This window comes from Endozoicomonas sp. GU-1, from assembly GCF_027366395.1.
In the GTDB taxonomy this organism is placed as follows: domain Bacteria; phylum Pseudomonadota; class Gammaproteobacteria; order Pseudomonadales; family Endozoicomonadaceae; genus Endozoicomonas.
On the sequence record NZ_CP114771.1, the window covers coordinates 5,673,356 to 5,687,625 of the forward strand.

Consider the following 14,270-nt stretch of genomic DNA (forward strand, 5'->3'; position numbering starts at 1 on the left):
AAGAAAGTCCTTGTAAAGTTTGTAGAGGGAATTCGCAACCTGATCACGAGGGAATTGGTTGAGTCACATAGGTATTTTGACTGATCGTATGAAAAGTTGGAACTTATCCCAAGGCTGCTGGTCAAAAAGATCGTAATGAAATAATTACTGATCTCCGTTTGGAATGAGTCTGACTAAATCAGGCACTGCCACTTGTTCAAAGCAGGCAGGGTGGAAAAATTAAGTACGTTATTGACAGGCTTTTCCTGAGAAAAAGTCCGGCATTGACTGTATCTTATGGTCATTCCTTAATATCTTTTAACTCATAAAAGTATGAGAACACTAACATGTTTCCTGCAACTACCGACTATAAGTTTGCCTCATCTACCCACACTGCCCAGCCGCCGTCTGGCAGCTCAGCATTAATAACTGCTGCCGTTTCCCAATCCTTTAAAGCCCATATCACGTCGTTGTCTGAGGAAATACGCAGCAAAACTATTCAAGAAACGTTGATGTTTATACATGATCAGTTCCCTAATGAACTGCCGAAATTTCAAGAAACCTTGGATAAACGAAGGATAACCCTTGCTGAAAACTCCTCTGAGACCGGGGCTGTATCGATAAGACCGTTGGAAAAATTAGTTGCTGATCATAACTGCCCTGAATTAATTACTGATTTGAATAGTATGGTGAAAGAATTTAACACTCATTTAAAACATTTCATAAATTATTCAGAAGATAGTGAAATTTCTTCATACTTGAGAGAACATAGTTCGAGAAGGTTTTCAAAACAATTGGAAGATTTTGGTAAGGATATTCACAAAAGGACGAACCAAAATTGTGAAGCAGGCCATGCGGATAGTAAAGTCGTTGTGGAAACGCAGCGGAAACTTGTTGCATGGCATAACTCGGTAAAAATTCTTATTCATGGACTGCTTGATCCGTTATTTAATAATCCAGAGGGACCCGATCACAATTCCAGAGAGAAGGATAAAGCACTTGCCACTCTGCATGATATACAAAGTCTAAAGCAAGATGTTGGGAAAAATGATTATTTCAAGATTGATGGTATATTAAGATATTTAACTACAAAAGTACCGCGCGAAAATATTTGTTCCCGCTTGAGTGATTTAATTCTTACGGATTTCATTGGTAGTGGTAACCTGAAGGTATTCCAGAAAACCCTGCAGCGGTTATTTGATTATTATCATTTTATACCATTCGAAGGGCCTCTTGGTGAAATTACAGATGAGCTCTGTGAATCTATCCAAATATATGCAGCAATGAAGAAGCCGACTGGGTTCGATTATTAATTCAGTAACTGGTGAAGGAAGTGGATTCGTGGAGCCTGGAAGGTTCTGTACTGGCCTGCTTTGAACGGCTGAAGTATCTGGCAACAGAAACCGTAATTCGGAACGTCAGGCCCATGAAGTGTTGGGCTCAACTGAAAAAGCATATTCGCCGACAGTCTTTTCCTGAGAGAAAAATCCGGCATGACTGCATCTTATGGTCAATCCTGAATATCTTTTAACTCACAAAAATATGGTAATACTAACATGTATACTGCAACTACTACCGGCAGAAATCAGTATGCCTCCAATATCCGCACAGTTCAGACGGCGTCTGACAGCTCAGCTTTAGTAACTGTTACTGTTTCTCAAGCCTTTCAAAACAATGTCAAGGCGTTAAAGATGTCTGACAAAGGCAAATGCAGCGAAGCTATTCAAGGAATGTTGAGATTTATAAATAATGAGTTCCCTGATGAAATGTCGAGCTTTCAAGAAAAAACCTTTAGAGAACGAGGGGTGACGACCCTTGCTGAAAATTCCTCTGAGACCAGGGCTGTAACGATAAGTCCGATGGAGAAACTGATTGCTAATCATAAAAGCTTTGAGTTAATCACTCATTTGAATAGTTTGGTAGATGACTTTAACGCCAGGCTAACTGCTTTTATAGGCTATTATCACGATAGTGAACTTCCTCCATCCGTAAGAAAAAGGGAGTTGAACATCTTTTCACCAAAATTGAATGATTTTGGAAAGGATATTCTCAAAAAGACTAACGAGGATTGTGATACATTTTATGGAGGTAGTGAGTTTGCAGAGGAAACGAAACGGCAACTGGATGCATGGCACAACTCAGTTAAAATTCTTAGTGAGGGATTGGTTGATCCGTTACTTGATAAATCAGAAGGACTTGATCACAATTCCAGCGAGAAGGAAAATGCAATTTTCCTTCTGAAGGAAATACAAAAACTACAGCATGAGGATGGAAAAAAAGATTATCACAAGATTGATATTTTATTACAATATTCATCTAATAGTGCTGCATTGCGCGAAACTTTTCGTTCTCACATGAGTGATTGTATTCTTAAAGATTTTATTGGCAGTGATAACTTGTTAGTTTTCCTGAAAACAATGCAGCTGTTATTTGATTATTATCAATTTACCCCACACAATGAGCCTCTTGGAGAAATTACAAAAGACTTCTGCGACACTATCAAAAAGTATGCAGAAATGAAAAAGCCGGCTGGGTACGGTTAATTGAGAGACTGGTGGAAATAGACAGCATCTAAGAGCTGTCATTTTTAATAATGTTGACTATTGCTGCCCGCCACCGGAAAAGCCGGAAACGTTTGTGCGGGCGGCAGGCGGCACCCTCAGACTGAGTAAAAAGTCAGATAGAAGCCAACAGAAAAATATTAACCGGCAATCATGATTCGTAGCGCATCCAGTCGAAGAACCGCTTTCTGCAGTGCCTGATGCCCCAGGGCTGCGCGGTTTTTCAGATATTCAATCTCTTCACCACGGACGTTCGGGTTAACGACTTTAAGCGCCGCCAGTCGTTTGATCTCTTCAGTGACATCGGTCAGCAGGTTCTGGCAGGCCTGATTAACAATGGGTTGTACCCGATCTTTGGCATACCCTTCGGCTTTATCCAGCATGGCCAGAAAGGGGGCCCGCTGGGCATTCACCAGTTTTTTGGCAACACCCCGTTTCAAAGGCTGAAGCTGGGCGTTCAGGGTATCAAACGCCACTTTTTCGGACAGGTCATTGAACCCCGGGTCGATCAGACAGCGAATCGGGGTGGCTGGCAGGTAGCGGTCCAGCTGCAGAGTTCGGTCGGCGCTGGTTTCTACCACGTAAATCGCTTCCAGCAGCATGGTGCCGGGCTTCAGGGCTTTGTTTTTGAGCAAAGCCACAGAGGTATTCCCCAGCTCGCTGGTCAGCACCATATCCATGCCTTCGGCAACGATGGGATGCTCCCAGGTCAGGAAGTGCATGTCTTCTCTGGACAGTGCCATGTCCCGGTCAAAGGTGACGGTCATGCCATCATCCGGCAGGCCGGGGAAGGTGGTGATCATGTGGCTGCCCGGGCGAATCACCAGACAGTGTTTGGAATAGTCTTCCGCCTCAACACCAAAGCCTTCGAACAACTTCTCCATAAACCGCTTGAGCTGTCTTGGCTGTTCCTGCTCTTCGATGTCGTTGATCATATCTTCATTGGAGATCAGGCCCCGGGAGTTCAGCTCCAGCAGTCGGTCTCTGCCTTTATGAAGGTGCTCCATCTGTTGCCGGTTCAATTGGGCTGCCTGGTTGAGCAGGGTATCCATGGCTTCTGTGGAGGCCTGGCTGCCCGGTTGCAGATAAGGCAACAGCGCTTCACCCAGTTGCATCTGCACCATGCTACCGGCAGGGCAGGTATCGGCAAAGGCGTTCAATCCCAGCTGGTACCAGTGGAACAGTGCCTCCTGACCGGTACCAGAGAGATAGGGCACGTGAATCTTGATGGCTTCAGTCTGGCCAATACGATCCAGTCGGCCAATACGTTGTTCCAGCAGGTCGGGATGTTCGGGCAGGTCAAACAGCACCAGATGGTGAGCGAACTGGAAGTTACGGCCTTCACTGCCAATTTCTGAACACACCAGTACCTGGGCACCATGCTCTCCTTCGGCAAAGAAGGCCGCAGCACGATCCCGCTCAATAATGCTCATGTTTTCGTGGAAAACCGCTGCCGGAATGCCGGACAGTATGCGCAGGGCATTTTCCAGGTCCAGTGCCGTATTGGCATTGGCACAGATAACCAGTACTTTCTCTTTCTTCAGCAGTTTCAGCAGGTTTATCAGCCAGTCTACCCGGGGGTCGACTTTCCACCAGGGATCCATATCATCGACACGGATCTGGGCCTGATAAGCCAGCTCCGGATAAAGGTTATGGCGGTAGTTGGACTCTTCTTCCAGGGCGATTTCGTACAGCTCCGGCAGCACCTGGGGGTAGCCCTGGGCTGCTCGACCAGAGAATCCGCCAACGGCTGCCCGGGTATTACGAAACATCACACGGCCGGTACCATGACGATCCAGCAGGCGGCGCAGCAGCTGGGTTCGGGCCGTGTTTCGAGCCTCTTCATCACCCTGGTCAAGGATATCAATCAGCGACTTGCTGTCTTTTCCAAGGAAACTGATCAGATGGTCCCTTGCCTTGGCAGGGAGTTTCTGATTGTCATTGTTCAAAAGTTCCTGAACCGCCTCTGCCACCGGCTCATAACGGCTTTCTTCGGCGGCAAAGGCGGCAAGATCATGGAAACGGTCCGGGTCCAGCAGACGCAGATGGGCAAAGTGGCTTTTGGCACCCATCTGCTCCGGCGTCGCGGTCAGCAGCAGGAGTCCCGGAATCTGCAGGGACAGCGCTTCAACACAGCGGTATTCCGCATTGGTCTCCTCTTCAGACCAGATAAGGTGATGGGCTTCATCCACAATCAACAGGTCGAAGTCTGCTTCCAATGCCTGTTTGCGGCGCTCGTCATCATGGCAGAGAAAGCCGATGCTGCTGATAATCAGCTGCTCGGTATTGAACGGGTTTTCATCCGGAGACTGGCGGCAGCGCTCTTCGTCAAAGACACTGAAACGCAGGTTGAAACGGCGCAGCATCTCCACCAGCCACTGGTGTACCAGGCTTTCCGGCAAGAGAATCAGCACCCGGCTGGCACGGCCGGTAATCAGTTGCTGGTGCAGTATCAGGCCGGCTTCAATGGTTTTACCCATGCCCACTTCGTCGGCCAGCATAACCCGTGGCGCATGACGCTGGGATACCTCCCGGGCAATATGCAGCTGGTGGGGAATCAGGCTGGTGCGTGGGCCAATCAGGCCACGCATCGGGGACTTGCGCAGACCGTAGTTATACTGGAGTGTCTTGTAACGCAGGGTAAAGTTGCTGTTCTGGTCAATCTGACCCGCCAGCATCCGGTCCTGTGGCTTGTTGAAGCGAATATGGTTGCCCAGCTCGGCTTCTGGCAGCTGTCGTGTTTCTCCGTCAGGGAGGGTTCCGCAGTAGGTCAGCAGGCCATCTTTCTCAATCACCTCGGTGACCAGCATAATCCAGCCCTCGTGGCTTTCGACACGATCTCCGGGGTTGAACTCAACGCGGGTCAGAGGGCAGTTGTTTATTGAGTAAAGCCGGGTTTCCCCGGTGGCAGGAAACAGCAGGGTGACCATTCGACTGTCAAAGGTGAGCACAGTGCCCAGCCCCTGTTCGGTCTCAGTATCACTAATCCAGCGTTGCCCAGAAACGAAACTCGTCATATTTGACTACTAACCTTGCCTGACTGACAGACCGCCATTATACGTTACCGCCCGGGCGGTGCGTAGGCCGGAGATGGACCGGCGGACTGTATTTTGAAAATGGTTTACGGTGAGAAAGCCTCTGTATCGAACAGCAGGTTCTCAGTCTACTCGGGCCATCTCAATCATACGCTTCCCCGCAGTGTTTTGCCTGAAGATTATGACCGATGTACCAAAAAGCGCGCTATATTAGCGGAATCCTCTTAAATTGCACTACGGGGATGACCGAAATTCAGCATGCCACGATGATTATAGACGGGAGTTTGGCTTTTATTGGCCTGGCTTGTCTTAAAGAAGATGTTCTAAAGGGAGTAGTATTGCACAGGAGCTTGCTGCGGCCTGTGCAGAAATATCATCGTGGGATAGTTAGAAGTGGTAGCGCAAGCCCATCAGCAGTGTGGTGGATTCCAGCTTGCCCTTGAGGGACTCGTCACCAGTAGCTGGCAGATTTTTCAGCTTCCAGTCTCCGAGGTTGCGATGTTCTACCCCAAGATCCAGGGCAAGGTGTTTACTGAATATGTAGGAAACGCCTGTACCTACTGTCCAGGCTATTTCATTGCTGCTGTGGTCATCCCATTTTTCATTCCAGTTCGCATTTGCTGAAAAGGTCTGTACACCGGATGCCTTGTTTTTTGCATATCCTGCGCCAGCCATAAGGTAGGGGACTACATGTTTATTGAGTGGCAGGTCGAAATAGGCCTTAAGCATATATACTTCAGATTCAATACTGATGTTGTTATATGCGGTACCAAGAAGTGTCGCATTGAATGGGCCTCCTCCTGTTAACCGATAGCCCAGAGAAACATCAATCTGATAGTCTGACTCTTTCTGATAAGACCCTTCAAGCTCCAGACGGAAATTAGGGCTAAATACCAGTCCGGCACCAAATGCTCCAACAGCAACGCTGTGATCGTTATTCAGATTGGCTATCCCCATGCTGCCTTGGAAAGTGGCAGGGTTATTGTCAGAGGGTGCACCAGACAGTGCAATGAAAGGATTGACAGCCTCAGTATCTTTAATCACCGTATAAGCCGCCCCACCCCGGGCAAAAGCATAAATATCCATAGCCTGACTGGTGGCCGGTACAGCCAGCGCCAGACTGACCAGCATTGCGTTCAATGTTTTCATCATTATTTTACCGTTCAATGGTTAGAGAATTTTTATTTGAAAGCGATGTATGCCTGCTTTCTTATTAAAAAGGATAGACAAACTATGGGTGAACGGTATCTGCGGCAATGGGGGAAAGGGACTACATATTGTGTACTTCTGGCTCTAAACCCGCCTGACGATAGGCCCGGAACTTCGCCCTGGAAACCGCTTTCTGGTCCGGGTTCTGAACCACGACTTCACAAACGCGGGCAAAGTCTTTGAAGAATGGAGGAACCTCAGGGCTGAGATTAATCAGCAACCGCTTTGACGCCACGGCAGGGTGGTCAAACCCCAGGGTGATGGGAGACTCTCTGGCCAACAGTACACTTTCCGGGGTATTGCCCTGGATGGGTGAAATAATCCCATGGGGAAGAAAGCTATCCTCACGCCATGACCAGAGCAGTTGATCCATGGACTGGCAGCTGCCTTCATCCGCTGTATGGATATGCATGGGCAGGCCTCCACGCCATGCTTTGTCGATAAGGCGACAGGCAAACTGCTGTTCGTTTTGCCCGTTATTGTCAGGATTGCTGTTAAGGAGGTAGAAAGTCACTCTGGTCATGGGGAAATCATAAACTAATCTGAGCAAACAAAAAGGCCCTGATCGTTCAGGGCCTGTCATCAGTACTGGTAACAATCAGATTTTATTCAGCAGGTATTGTACCAGCATGGGCACTGGACGACCGGTAGCCCCTTTTTCCTTGCCTGATTGCCAGGCAGTTCCGGCGATATCCAGGTGCGCCCAGGGGTAGGCTTCGGCAAATTTAGCCAGGAAGCAGGCAGCGGTAATGGTACCCGCAGCAGGGCCTCCAATATTGGCCATATCGGCAAAGTTGCTGTCCAGCTGGCGAGTATACTCTTCACCCATCGGCAGCTGCCATGCCCGGTCCATGGCTTCTTTGGAGGCACTGATCAGCTCTTCAGCCAGCGGTTCATTATTACTGAGCAGGCCGGTGGTGTGATGGCCCAGGGCAACGACGCAGGCACCCGTCAGGGTGGCAATATCGATCACCGCTTCCGGCTTGTAACGTTCTGCGTAGGTGAGGGCATCACAAAGCACCAGACGACCTTCGGCATCGGTATTGAGAATTTCAATGGTCTTGCCGGACATGGACGTTACGATATCCCCCGGGCGGGTGGCCTTGCCGCTGGGCATGTTTTCTGCCGCAGCCACCATGCCAATAACATTAATGGGCAGATCCAGCTCAATAATGGCATTCATGACGCCGAATACACTGGCGGCACCGCACATATCAAACTTCATTTCATCCATGGCGGCACCGGGTTTGAGGGAGATACCACCGGTATCAAAGGTGATCCCTTTACCCAGCAGAACGAGAGGTTTGGCACCGCGTTTGCCATTTTTGAACTCCATACAGATCAACCGGGCTTCCTGTTCGGAACCGGCACTGACGGAGAGCAGGGAACTCATGCCAAGGTCAGACATCTGTTTTTCATCGAGCACCTTGGTGGTCAGTTTGGCATGCTGTTTCGCCAATGCTTTGGCTTCATCGGCAAGGTAGGTTGGATGGCAGATATTGCCTGGCAGGTTGCCCAGGGTTCGGGCCACATTCCGACCATTACCAATGGCGTGCCCCTGGGCCAGACCGGCTTTCACTTCTTCGGCATTTTTACGGTCCGCCAGCAGAGTCAGCTTCTTCATAACCGGGCTTTTGCCGGTGTCGTTTTTAAACTGGCTGAACTGATAAAACGCATATTCAATCGCTTCAACCAACTGACGGGTGATCCAGTGCAGCGACTTGCCCTCGACGTTGATATCTTCGATGGCAATGCTTGCTTCCCTGGCATTCAGCGATTTCAATTGGCTGGCCAGGTTGACCGTCAGTTTGTTAAACCCGGCTTCTGTTAATGGCTTATCATTTTCACCCATGGCCAGCAGCAGCAGACGCTCAACCGGCGCATGTCGGCTGTGCAGAAGCATCAGTGAGTGGCCGGGCTTGAAATCCAGATCGCCACGTTTGAGCAGGTCGGCAAGATACCCCTCGGTTAACGAGTCTAAGGCTGTCGCAGAGGGGGGAAGCGTTTTCTTGTGGACGCCCAAAATAAGGCAGGCAGTTTTCTGTTTTTCTGCAGCACCACTCTTAACAACAAATTCCATGGTCTCTCCAAGGGGACAAGTTATCCGATTTCATGGATAATAATACGGTTAAGCCATTTCAACCAGACGCTTTAGTCCGGATATGGGATATTCAGGCACTATCCAGACGGCTATCAGAACGTAGAAGTCATTGGGTTAATTGTATGTTTATTCTACGATTCTGTCAGACAGGCCGGGATTATACCGGTTTTTTAAGGCGACTGACGTATAATTGTTCGTTTTGATTTGATGAATTTCACCAAGGCATGCCTTTAATCATATTTCGTTACCTGTCCAGACAGATGCTGCAGGTTATGTTAGCAGTGACGTCTGTCGTATTGCTCATTATCATGAGTGGACGCTTTGTGAACTATCTGGCACAGGCGGCAACCGGGACGCTGAAAGCGGATTTTCTCTTTGCCATCATGGGTTACCGGATCCCGGAGTTTCTGGTCATGATACTGCCCCTGGGGCTTTTCCTGGGCATTATTCTTGCCTATGGCAGGCTGTATGTTGATAACGAAATGACGGTACTCAGCGCCTGCGGTCTCAGCCATCATCAACTGTTAGGCATAACCATGGTGCCTGCGGCCGGGGTTATGCTGGTGGTTGCGCTGTTAAGCCTGGTGGTTGCCCCCTGGGGAATACAGAAAGTTGAAAGCATTTTTGTCGAGCAGGACGCTCTGACTGAGTTTGATACCCTGGTTTCCGGACGTTTCCAGAAGTTTGGCTGGCAGCGCGTGACCTACGCAGAGACGTTAACCGACGACCGGCAACAGATGAACAGGGTTTTTATCGCCAACCGTAACGGGGATAGCAAGAACACCGGTTCGATGACCTTGCTGCTGGCGCAAACGGCAAACCTTGAAGTCAATGCAGCAGAGGGTGGACAGCGCTATCTGATATTGGATGATGGTTACCGCTATGACCTGACGCCCGGTGCATTGCCTCTGCGGGAAATTGCCTTTGAACATTACGGCCTTCGTATGGAAGAGCGCCGCTCCGGAAAAGAGATCAGCAAGGAGCAGGCCCTGCCAACCGCGACACTTTTGGCGTCCGACACCCCGGGCCATCGTGCTGAGCTGCAATGGCGGATCTCTTTGCCACTGTTAATACCCATCGTGGTGCTGATGGCATTGCCCCTGGCCCGGGTCAATCCCAGACAGGGGCGTTATGTGAAGCTGTTGCCCGGAATATTGCTGTATCTGCTGTATCTGGCTTTGTTAATGAGTGGCCGTGGCGCGGTTGAGGATGGACGACTGTCGCCGGATATTGGCCTGTGGCCGATTCATATTCTTTTCTTGCTGATTGCTTTGCTGTTGTACCTTGTTGAGCCGGGTAAACTCTGGCTGGCGCGCCGGAGGGCTGGAAATGCGTAAGCTGGATCGTTATATATCCAGAAATGTTCTGGGGGCAACGGTGACTGTCCTGCTGATTCTGGTATTTCTGGAAGCGTTGTTTGCTTTTCTGGGGCAGCTGGATGATGTCAGGGGCAACTATCAGTCGCTGGACGCTTTGATGTATACCCTGTTGATGATACCCAAAAAACTGTACGAGCTGATTCCCGTGTCGGCGCTGGTTGGCTGCCTTATGGGGCTGGGCTCCATGGCGTCCAGCAGTGAGCTGGTGGTTATGAGGGCCGCTGGTATTTCACTGTGGCGTATTCTGGGGGCAGTCATGAAGCCCACCCTGGTCATGATTATGACCGGATTGATGCTTGGCGAATATCTGCCCCCATGGCCGAGCAGGTTGGCGAGACCAGAAAAGCGATAGCCCGCTCCGCTGATGGCACATACACCGGAGAAGGCTTCTGGCATCGTGAAGGCCGTGAATTTATGTACTTCAATGCGGTCGAGCCAAACGGCGTGCTTTACGGCGTGAGTCGTTATGTTTTTGATGATGAGATGAAGCTTCAGGAAAGCGCTTTTGCCAAACGGGGAATCTATCAGGGTGATCATTGGCTGCTGGAGGATGTCACCACCATACGTCGTAAGAATGAGCAGTTTATTACTGAGCAGAGTCTGGTTGAACCCTGGGATACCAGCCTGACAACAACACTGTTGAAAGTGGTGGTGGTCAAACCTGAAGCATTACCCATATCCGGCCTGCTCACGTATACGAAGTACTTGAAAGCACAGGGGCTGGATGCCGGAGAGTATGATCTGGCACTGTGGACCAAGCTGCTTCAGCCGTTATCCATACTCTCCCTGGTTATTGTCGGCATCTCTTTTGTCTTTGGTCCTTTGCGTTCGGTCAGTATGGGGTTGCGGATCTTCTCCGGGGTGATCACCGGCATTGTCTTTATGATCGTTCAGAACCTGATGGGACCATCCAGCCTGGTATTCGGGTTCCCGCCGGTATTATCGGTAATGATTCCAGTCGTCATCTGCCTGCTGGCGGGTGCGGCGATGTTAAGGCGGGCTGCATAAAGGGTTAAAGGGCGTAGGCTCCATGCCCTGAATAAAGGCTGTGCCAATCACCCTTTAACTCCGCTCAGGGTGAACGGAGATTGTTCGCATCCTTTAGGCTTCCTTATGCGTTCCCACGCAGAGCGTGGGAACGATGGGGATGGAGATTATAGTTGGAAAGGGTGCCCGGGAGTTCTTCTTACAGGCTTTTGTGGGGTTCGTGTGACCGGGCAGTAGAGCCTGCACTCTTCCAGTTGATCTGAGTGGTGGAAAGATTCCGGATTTCCTGATAAACGACGAAAGACTTCCGCCAGTTGAGATACAACCTGTTCAAATAGCCAAGTGTTCATACTGGAGTCTCCCTTTTTACTGCCTGCTGAAAGCCTATCTGCTATGAAAAGCCATCGATAGTCTTGTTGGTACACCGTCGTCGGTGAATGACGATGGTTTCATTTTAATGCCGGATAGGTAAAAATACCAATAAATGTTTCGGTATATGTGTATCGGGCGGCAGGCAGCAGTGAACAGTCGTCTGTAAATATTAATGCTGGTAGTGTATCCAGTGCCTCTTATTTATGAAGCTGCACTGAGATATTAGAAGACTGTTGTCAGGTTTTCTTTACCGGTTTTTCCAGAAGAATAACTCTGGATGACGATGCCAGGTCCTGCCAGCTTCGCCGCTGATGATCGATCAGTGCCCAGAGAAGCCCGATACCCGCAAGCGACAGAGCAGGAATGGCAATCAGAAAACGGATCACGCTTTGCCATGGGCTGATCAAATGATTGTCGCTGCTGACCACTTTTATTCTCCAGGCCTGCATGCCAAGGGTTTGTCCTGACCGGGTCCAGAAAAAGCCAAAGAAGCCGTAAATGATGACCAGCAGGGCGGCGTAGAAAAGGGGCCTCCAAGCTGGTAGCCCTCTTCAGTCATGGTTTTCAGTTGCTCATCACCGAAAATCTGTATCTGGATGAACAGATTAATAAAACCGGCCATAAACAACAGAGCCAGGATTAACAGAGAATCGTACAACATTGCCGCAGCTCTTCTCCACACTGGAGCCGGGGTAAGATTAGTGGCTTCCATCGACCTCTTGCCTTGTTATTAAACGTGTCGGGACATTCTATCAGCAAATTTTTTTCACGCACATAACTACTGCTGTCGTCCACTCAATGTTTGCACCCAGCACAGGTGTCTCAGTATTTTTCGGCCTTTGGACTTTTTAATGGAACAAATTTACGTGTTTGTTGTCCCATAAGGGCTGAAGATTTTTGTGAATCGGATTATTACGATTTGATTACATTATTTATCTTTTTTTAAGTGATGAAATTGTCTTTCATTATTGAATGGTGATATGCCTGAAAAGAATAAAATGCTTTCCGGGGAGTATGATGAGGCAGAATCGAGTTGTTCATGATTTCTCATTTTTAATTGTTCTTATGTTCAGTTTGCTGGCCATTAATACCACGGCCGGCGTAGATGAGCATACTGAAAATATCTCAGAATCATTAATGTATCTGGATGATGAAGATTTAATTGAGGAAGATCAGGATGATGAAGACGATTTAATTGAGGGAGATCTGGATGGTGAAGATGATTTAATTGAGGAAGATCTGGATGGTGAAGATGATTTAATTGAGGAAGATCTTGATGATGAAGACGATTTAACTGTGGAAGATCTGGATGATGATGCTGAAGAAAATGAAGCCAGCAATGAACCCGAGAAACAAAATACAGACAGTGAATATTACCAGGATCTGATTCGATCCAGAAATAAGAAGGCAACCTCTCTATACATGTCGATCATTGATAATAGTAACTACCTGTTTAATGACCTGATGATGGACCTCCTGATCCGTCCTTTTATCAACTTTGCTTCGGAGTATCAGGATGTCTTCAACCATCACGTGTTAGATCCGGTGCGCCGTGGTAAACACTATATGAGGTATATGGACAGTGTCATGCTCGGTACCTTTGATAATATTTTGAATGAAGATACCGGGACTACAAACTGGCCTTATGCTATTGCAGGCGTGCCTTATGGCTGGGTTGTAAAGAATGTTGTTGCTGATTTTAAACTGGGCTCTGAGGTGCGCAGTCCGGGCATTACCGACAATAAATATCATAATAATCCCGTTCTGGTGGAACGCCTCGGGGCAGAGACGGCAGAAGTGGGAACCAAAATGTCAGAGGAACACAAAAATGAACTGATTGTTATTGATGTTGTAAAACCTTTTATGCCGAGGCTGGAGATATGGGATGAAGAAAATTCACTGTTTTCGTCCCTGTACAATTTCTATTATGCAACAAAGGAGCTGGTAACTGACGTCTATCAAGTTGTCGAATTTGAAGAGACGGATTTTTTCCAACGAACAGGTCGGTATGAGGAGTCTGACCGAACGTTTCTGCATCACTGGAATAAAACCATATCAAAGCGCAGTGCATTCAGAAGTGGTCAGATTATCAGGGTGGACAGGAAAGGGTATTTTTCCATGGGGCCTGTTCCCATCGCCTGGAATTATTGTGAAGTGATGTTACACGAAGGTGGCAGCAAAGATATTGAGGTTGTTGAAGAGGAAGATGAAACCGAAATTTATTATCAGCATCCTGACACTTATGTATGGGGGGCACGGGGTGACAGAATGACTCCCAGGGAGAGAACCAGAACGGTGCGTAAAAAGGTGGTCAAACAGGTACCGAATGTTACCACATTCCGGGTTTACACCGAAAACCTGTGCCTGGCAGCGGAGGCATCCGTTCGCTCTAAAAGTGAGGTCATTACCTTCACCACGCGCAGGTTGTTTTCCTGGTTCGTGCCCGGGCTGGCATTTATTGGTACCCCTTCCGTTTCTTATCTGCTGATGGGGCAGTTTGGTATTAATAATTACTTCCCGCTCACAGCCGGCCTGATGGCCACTGTTTTTCTGACGTCCTGGGTGGTTCCCTCAATGTGGGAGTCTGACATTGAAGATACCATGCACAGTATCAAGTTCCCTCCCCCGGACGAGTTGTAATGCCTCT

11 protein-coding genes and 1 pseudogene are annotated in these 14,270 nt (G+C 48.7%); 5 read left to right on the forward strand and 7 right to left on the reverse strand.

Going from position 1 to position 14,270, the window contains the following annotated elements:
* Positions 1-326 precede the first annotated feature (326 nt).
* On the forward strand, positions 327-1,292 hold the full coding sequence (locus O3276_RS23835; RefSeq protein ID WP_269673536.1) for a hypothetical protein: 966 nt from the start codon (positions 327-329) through the stop codon (positions 1,290-1,292).
* Between the two features lie 243 nt (positions 1,293-1,535).
* Complete coding sequence (locus tag O3276_RS23840) at positions 1,536-2,522, forward strand: hypothetical protein (protein WP_269673537.1); 987 nt, start codon at positions 1,536-1,538, stop codon at positions 2,520-2,522.
* A 158-nt stretch (positions 2,523-2,680) separates the two neighbouring features.
* Here O3276_RS23840 and rapA read toward each other — a convergent pair whose 3' ends face one another.
* The 4 genes from rapA to O3276_RS23860 form a co-directional block, all read right to left on the reverse strand.
* Positions 2,681-5,557, reverse strand: coding sequence for an RNA polymerase-associated protein RapA (gene rapA / locus O3276_RS23845; RefSeq protein ID WP_269673538.1), 2,877 nt, complete (start codon positions 5,555-5,557; stop codon positions 2,681-2,683).
* A 405-nt stretch (positions 5,558-5,962) separates the two neighbouring features.
* Positions 5,963-6,727 carry an outer membrane protein gene (locus tag O3276_RS23850; protein WP_269673539.1) on the reverse strand — a complete coding sequence of 255 codons (765 nt, stop codon included), beginning with the start codon at positions 6,725-6,727 and terminating at the stop codon, positions 5,963-5,965.
* Positions 6,728-6,845: 118 nt separating this feature from the next.
* Entirely contained in the window at positions 6,846-7,307 is a 462-nt protein-coding gene (locus tag O3276_RS23855) for a DNA polymerase III subunit chi (protein WP_269673540.1), read from the reverse strand.
* 75 nt (positions 7,308-7,382) lie between these two features.
* Positions 7,383-8,864, reverse strand: a complete 1,482-nt coding sequence (locus O3276_RS23860) for a leucyl aminopeptidase (RefSeq protein ID WP_269673541.1) — start codon at positions 8,862-8,864, stop codon at positions 7,383-7,385.
* A gap of 245 nt (positions 8,865-9,109) precedes the next feature.
* Between O3276_RS23860 and lptF the strand changes: the two genes are divergently transcribed.
* Positions 9,110-10,222, forward strand: coding sequence for an LPS export ABC transporter permease LptF (gene lptF / locus O3276_RS23865; protein ID WP_269673542.1), 1,113 nt, complete (start codon positions 9,110-9,112; stop codon positions 10,220-10,222).
* A pseudogene (gene lptG, locus O3276_RS23870) lies at positions 10,215-11,272 on the forward strand (LPS export ABC transporter permease LptG). The gene lptF and the pseudogene lptG overlap by 8 nt, the downstream one beginning before the upstream one ends.
* 146 nt (positions 11,273-11,418) lie before the next feature.
* Here lptG and O3276_RS23875 read toward each other — a convergent pair.
* From O3276_RS23875 to O3276_RS23885, 3 genes are all read right to left on the reverse strand, one after another.
* On the reverse strand, positions 11,419-11,601 hold the full coding sequence (locus O3276_RS23875; protein WP_269673543.1) for a hypothetical protein: 183 nt from the start codon (positions 11,599-11,601) through the stop codon (positions 11,419-11,421).
* Positions 11,602-11,859: 258 nt separating this feature from the next.
* Positions 11,860-12,135 carry an RDD family protein gene (locus O3276_RS23880; protein WP_332328297.1) on the reverse strand — a complete coding sequence of 92 codons (276 nt, stop codon included), beginning with the start codon at positions 12,133-12,135 and terminating at the stop codon, positions 11,860-11,862.
* Positions 12,054-12,335: an RDD family protein gene (locus O3276_RS23885; RefSeq protein ID WP_269673544.1), complete on the reverse strand. Its 282-nt coding sequence runs from the start codon at positions 12,333-12,335 to the stop codon at positions 12,054-12,056. Before O3276_RS23885 ends, O3276_RS23880 begins: the two co-directional genes overlap by 82 nt.
* A gap of 353 nt (positions 12,336-12,688) precedes the next feature.
* Between O3276_RS23885 and O3276_RS23890 the strand changes: the two genes are divergently transcribed.
* Positions 12,689-14,263: a hypothetical protein gene (locus tag O3276_RS23890; RefSeq protein ID WP_269673545.1), complete on the forward strand. Its 1,575-nt coding sequence runs from the start codon at positions 12,689-12,691 to the stop codon at positions 14,261-14,263.
* The last annotated feature ends 7 nt before the right edge of the window (positions 14,264-14,270 follow it).